Origin of the sequence: Streptomyces sp. NPDC059900 (assembly GCF_050270335.1) — a bacterium.
Classification (GTDB): domain Bacteria; phylum Actinomycetota; class Actinomycetes; order Streptomycetales; family Streptomycetaceae; genus Streptomyces.
Genome location: NZ_JBNNJZ010000495.1, coordinates 1 through 6,144, shown reverse-complemented (window position 1 = coordinate 6,144; position 6,144 = coordinate 1). Strand labels below are relative to the sequence as shown.

General features: G+C 69.4%; 4 protein-coding genes. All 4 read right to left on the bottom strand.

Annotated elements, in window-relative coordinates:
• Positions 1-60: 60 nt before the first annotated feature.
• On the bottom strand, positions 61-1,050 hold the full coding sequence (locus ACQKIP_RS37175) for a TerC family protein (RefSeq protein ID WP_365853085.1): 990 nt from the start codon (positions 1,048-1,050) through the stop codon (positions 61-63).
• A 310-nt stretch (positions 1,051-1,360) separates the two neighbouring features.
• Complete coding sequence (locus ACQKIP_RS37170; protein ID WP_365853083.1) at positions 1,361-3,298, bottom strand: TerD family protein; 1,938 nt, start codon at positions 3,296-3,298, stop codon at positions 1,361-1,363.
• Positions 3,299-3,345: 47 nt separating this feature from the next.
• Positions 3,346-3,924: a TerD family protein gene (locus tag ACQKIP_RS37165; protein WP_365853081.1), complete on the bottom strand. Its 579-nt coding sequence runs from the start codon at positions 3,922-3,924 to the stop codon at positions 3,346-3,348.
• A gap of 133 nt (positions 3,925-4,057) precedes the next feature.
• A partial coding sequence (uvrB, locus tag ACQKIP_RS37160) for an excinuclease ABC subunit UvrB (protein ID WP_427745149.1) occupies positions 4,058-6,144 on the bottom strand: 2,087 nt, incomplete at its 5' end.

The following is a 6,144-nucleotide window of genomic DNA, read 5'->3' as shown; positions in this document are numbered from 1 at the left end:
GGCCCGCGGCCATGAGCCGCGGGCCACCGCCCGTGCTGGTAACTCCTGCGCCGGATGCCGTCAGGCGCCGATGCTGTCCTTCGGAGTCTCGTCGGCAGCCTGCTCCGCGGCCTCCTTCTTCGCCTGCTTCTTGGTGGCCATCAGGCTGGTGATCGTCGTGATGACAAGGACACCGCAGATGACGCCGAGCGAGACCGGGATGGAGATCTCCGGGACGTGCACGCCGTTCTCGTGCAGGGCGTGCAGGACCAGCTTCACGCCGATGAAGCCCAGGATGACCGACAGGCCGTAGCTGAGGTGGACCAGCTTCTTGAGCAGTCCGCCGATGAGGAAGTACAGCTGGCGCAGACCCATCAGGGCGAAGGCGTTCGCCGTGAAGACGATGTACGGGTCCTGGGTGAGGCCGAAGATCGCGGGGATCGAGTCCATCGCGAAGAGCACGTCGGTGGTACCGATGGCGAGCATGACGACCATGAGGGGCGTCATGATCTTCTTGCCGTTCTTCTGGATGAACAGCTTCGTGCCGTGGTACCGGTCGGCGACGCCGAACTTGCGCTCGGCGGCCTTCAGGAGGCGGTTCTCCTCCCACTCCTCTTCGTCCTCGTCGGCACGCGCCTCCTGGATGAGCTTCCAGGCGGTGTAGATCAGGAACGCGCCGAAGATGTAGAAGACCCAGGAGAAGTTGGCGATGACCGCGGCGCCCGCGGCGATGAAGATCGCTCGCAGTACGAGCGCGATCAGCACACCGAACAGCAGCACCCGCTGCTGGAGATGGCTGGGCACCGAGAACTTCGCCATGATCAGGATGAAGACGAAGAGGTTGTCGACGCTGAGCGACTTCTCGGTGATGAAGCCCGCGAAGAACTCGCCGCCGGCCTGGCCGCCGCCCCAGATCAGCAGGCCCACTCCGAAGAGAGCGGCCAGCACGATCCAGACGATCGTCCAGATTCCGGCTTCCTTGATGGATACGTCGTGCGGCTTGCGGCCGATGAAGAAGTCGACCGCGATCAGGGCACAGAGACCAAGAATGGTCACTACCCAAAGGGTCATTGAAACGTCCACTGCGCCTCCGGCGTCGTACGGCTACTGATCAGCGTCGTCGCTGCCGGAGGTCTCTTCCACCCGAGGCGGCTCACCGCCCCGCGGGCCGACGCCCCGGGACCGATGGCGGTCCGTATTGACGGGCACGTCGCGTTCGGGAGTACTCCCCTCCGCTGCAAGAAGAGTACGCGAAACACCAAGATTTAGTAAAGGAGATGGCAAACAAGAGCCAAAAGACCAGGTCAGGCGGGTCCGAAAGTAGCTTTACCGGTAGTGGCCGCGACGGCTTCCGGGGCCCGCCGGAGCGTCCCGCGGGGCGTCAGCGGCCGCCCGTCCGGCGCACGTGCGCGACCTGGTCGAGGACCTGCCCGAGCACCCCGCTGCCGCGCGGCACCATCGGCGGTTCGTACGTCCACGCGTGGCCCACCCAGGGGTCGGCGAGGTGATCGTCGGCCACCGGGGTCAGGCGCAGGAGCGCACGCCAGAGCGGGTCGAGCAGCGGGCCGTACTCGGCGGCGTCCTCACGGTCGGCGACCAGCATCAGATGTACGCCGACCGCGGGGCCCTCGTCCGCGAGGTAGCGGAGCTGGGTCACGGCGCGGTCGTCGAAGCCGTGCGGGAAGTCGTTGACGATCAGGAGCTGCTCGGCGGTGTCCAGGTCCGGCGGCAGCGCGTCGGAGGCGCCCGCGCGGATCGCCATCTGCACCAGGTCCACGCGCTGGGTGAGCTTGGCGAGTACGGCGGAGACGCCTGCCGCACCCGCGGCCGGGGCCCCGTCGAGGACGCCCGCCGCCACCAGCGGGGAAAGCGCGGACGCAGCGGAGCCCGCGGCGTCGATGACGTGCACCGTGAACTCACCGGCCGGATAGACCGCGAGCAGCCGCGCGGCGTGCGCGACCGCGCTGTCCATGGCCAGGCGGCGCAGCTGGTCCGTGTCGGCCAGGGTGTCCGTGCCCGACGAGCGGCCGCTGTCGATCCACAGGCCGCGTTCGAGGGGCAGCCTGACCAGCATCGGGATGCGCAGGCCGGGGCGCTCGGGCAGATGAAGGTCGCCCAGGCGTAGCGCCATGGGGATCTCCATGGGCGAGCGGTAGGCGTGCCAGACGGGGCTGTCCCAGCCGGCGTACGCCATGGGCAGGGCGGGCTCGACGACCTCGGACTCGGCGGCGAGTTGGCCCAAATCGCGGTCGAGTGCCTCCCTGGCCCGGTCGACGAGCAGGCCGTGTTTGGTGCGGGCGGCCTCGCGTGCGAGGTCCCCGGTGTTGCCGATGCGGCTGCGCGGGTCGGAGAGGACCTTGTCGAGCTCCTGGTCCATGCGCGAATCGGCGAAGTCGACGGCGCTTCGGTAGGCGGCCGTGGCGCGGGCCAGGTCCTCGAACATGCCCCACACCTGGTTGTAGAGCCGCTCGTCCATGGACCAGCCGGTCGCGTCGCCCGCCACGGGCTGGGCGCTCCTGCCCGGCTCGGCCGGGGCCGCCGTCGGCGCGGGCGGCGGCGGTGCGCTCGTCTGACGGCCGGGGTGGGTGTAGTTGACGGGGCCGCCGGCCGTGCTGCCCGCGTCGCCCGGCTGACGGGGGGCCGGGGCGGGCTGGGGAGCGGCGGTGCTGTCCGGTCCCGGCGCTCCGGGCGCGGCGGCCGTCTGACCCGCCGCCCGTACGCGGGCCTCGTCCGAGGGGCGGGGCGGCGGCGCGGCCACCGAGCGGGCGAGGCCGCGGGCCACCGCTTCGTTGATCGTGCCCGCCAGTTCGTGGGCCTGCGGCAGGCCCTGGTCGGTGAGCATGTCGGCGAGGCCGCCCGCATACCCCTGGCCGACGGCGCGCACCTTCCAGGCGTCCTGCCTGCGGTAGAGCTCCAGGGCGACGACGGCGGACTCGGCGTCCAGGTCCGTGATGGTGTAGCTGGCGACCTCGGAGCCGTCGAGCCCGGTGACGGCCACGAAGGGGGCGGCGAGGGAGCCGAAGCTGGCCGGTCCCCCGACGCCGACGGGCAGCGCGAGCAGGACGCTGACCCGGTGCACCTCGTCGGGCACGGCGCCGAGGTCCACCGCGAGGCGGTGGTCGGCGGCGGCCTGCCGGGGCACTTCGAGGCCCGGCAGCGTGGGCGAGCCGGGGTGGGCCACCCAGTCCGTGCCGCGCACCTTGCCCCGGTCGTCGCCGAGCGTGACCCCCGCCACGATCGGCTTGCCGACCGAGACCCGGATCTCCAGACGGGTCTCGCGCAGCGGGTGGTTCTGCCCCCGGACCAGCTCGGCCGTCATCGCCTCGTCCCCCTCGTGCCCTCTGTACCTACTGGTGCCGCGTGTCCTTACAGGTGCGGCAGGATCGACGGCATCAGGTCCTGGAACGTGCGCCCGTTGGCGGGGTTGCCGATGGCCGTCATCTGCCAGCCCGCGCCCACGCGGTGGACCTTCGCCATGATCTGCGCGGTGTACTGACCGCCGCCGTCGAGGGTGTAGCGGGCGAGCTCCTGGCCGTTGGTCTCGTCGACCAGGCGGCAGAACGCGTTCTGCACTTCCTGGAACGTCTGGCCCGTGAAGGAGTTCACCGTGAAGACGATCTGGTCGATGTGGACCGGGACGCGCTGCAGGTCGACGAGGATCGACTCGTCGTCCCCGCCCTGGCCGGCGCCGCCGACCAGGTTGTCGCCGGTGTGCCGCACGGAACCGTCGTCGCTGACGAGGTGACGGAAGAACACGACGTCGATCGGCTGCTTGTCGGCGAACAGCACGGCCGAGGCGTCCAGGTCGACCTCGCGCGTACGCGTGCCGAACAGGCCGCGCCTCGGGGCCGCCTGCCAGCCGAGGCCCATGCGCACCGCGGTCAGGGCGCCCCCGTCGTCCTTCTGCAGACTGATGGCCTGACCCTTGGTCATGTTGACCGTCACGCGCTGTCCCCTCTCCAACTGCCCGGGCAACCGCCGGTCTGTGCGGTTGCCCAGCACCTTATGCAGAGGCACGGACAGTGCCGCACCGCGGGCAGTACTTTGTGTCGGTCTTGCAACACACCAGGCAGTACGCCTAGGCCTGCCCCGCCTCCCGCATCTGCCTGAGCTCCTTCTTCATCTCCGACACCTCGTCACGCAGCCGTGCGGCGATCTCGAACTGCAGGTCGGCGGCTGCCGCGCGCATCCGCGTGGTCATCTCCTCGATCTGCTCGGCCAGTTCGGCCGCGGGACGGTCCGTGGGCACCTTCTCGGCGGCCTTGCCCTTGGCGGCCTTGTTCGCCTTGCCGCCCAGGGCGGGCACCGGCGCCTTGGCCGCCGTGCCCGCGTCGCCGCCCTTCGACTTGCGGTAGTCCGTGCCGAGCAGCTGTTCCGTGTCGACCTCCTCGCGCGCGATCGCCGACACGATGTCGTTGATCTTCTTGCGCAGGGGCTGGGGATCGATCCCCTTCTCCTTGTTGTACGCGATCTGCTTCTCGCGGCGGCGGTTGGTCTCCTCGATGGCCTGCTCCATCGCCGGGGTGACCTTGTCCGCGTACATATGGACCTGGCCCGAAACATTGCGCGCCGCGCGGCCGATGGTCTGGATCAGGGAGGTGCCCGAGCGCAGGAAGCCCTGCTTGTCGGCGTCGAGGATCGACACCAGGGAGACCTCGGGCAGGTCCAGGCCCTCGCGCAGGAGGTTGATGCCGACCAGGACGTCGTACTCACCGGCGCGCAGTTCGCGCAGGAGCTCGACGCGGCGGAGCGTGTCGACGTCGCTGTGCAGATAGCGGACCTGGATGCCCAGTTCGAGGAAGTAGTCGGTGAGGTCCTCGGCCATCTTCTTGGTGAGGGTGGTGACCAGGACGCGCTCGTCCTTCTCGGTGCGCGTGCGGATCTCGTGCACCAGGTCGTCGATCTGCCCCTCGGTGGGCTTGACCACGACCTCCGGGTCGATGAGGCCGGTGGGGCGGATGATCTGCTCGACGAAGCCGTCCCCGCGCGAGAGCTCGTACTTTCCGGGGGTCGCCGAGAGGTAGACGGTCTGGCCGATGCGGCCGAGGAACTCCTCCCACTTCAGCGGGCGGTTGTCCAGCGCGGACGGCAGCCGGAAGCCGTGGTCCACCAGGGTGCGCTTGCGGGAGGCGTCCCCTTCGTACATCGCGCCGATCTGCGGGACCGTGACGTGCGACTCGTCGATGACGAGGAGGAAGTCCTCGGGGAAGTAGTCGATGAGGGTGTTCGGCGCGGAGCCGGGCTCGCGGTCGTCGAAGTGCATCGAGTAGTTCTCGATGCCGGAGCAGGAGCCGATCTGGCGGAGCATCTCCAGGTCGTACGTCGTGCGCATGCGCAGGCGCTGGGCCTCCAGCATCTTGCCCTGCTTCTCCAGCTCGGACAGGCGCTCGGCGAGCTCCTTCTCGATGCCGTTGACCGCCTTCTCCATGCGCTCCGGGCCCGCCACGTAGTGCGAGGCCGGGAAGACGTACAGGTGGTCGTCGTCGCTGATGACCTCGCCGGTGAGGGGGTGCAGCGTGGAGAGCGCCTCGATCTCGTCGCCGAACATCTCGATGCGGACGGCCAGCTCTTCATAGACCGGGAAGATCTCGATGGTGTCGCCGCGGACCCGGAAGGTGCCGCGGGTGAACGCCAGGTCGTTGCGCGTGTACTGGATGTCGACGAAGCGGCGCAGGAGCTGGTCGCGGTCGATCTCGTCGCCGACCTTGAGCGAGACCATCCGGTCGACGTACTCCTGCGGGGTGCCGAGGCCGTAGATGCAGGAGACGGAGGCGACCACGACCACGTCACGCCGGGTGAGCAGCGAGTTCGTCGCGGAGTGGCGCAGGCGCTCGACTTCCTCGTTGATCGAGGAGTCCTTTTCGATGTACGTGTCCGACTGCGGGACGTAGGCCTCGGGCTGGTAGTAGTCGTAGTACGAGACGAAGTACTCCACCGCGTTGTTCGGCAGGAGCTCGCGGAATTCGTTTGCCAGCTGGGCGGCCAGCGTCTTGTTCGGCGCCATCACGAGGGTGGGGCGCTGGAGCTTCTCGATCATCCACGCGGTGGTGGCCGACTTGCCGGTGCCGGTCGCGCCGAGCAGGACGACGTCCTTCTCACCTGCGCGCACGCGCCGGTCCAGGTCGGCGATGGCTGTCGGCTGGTCGCCGCTTGGCTGGTAGTCAC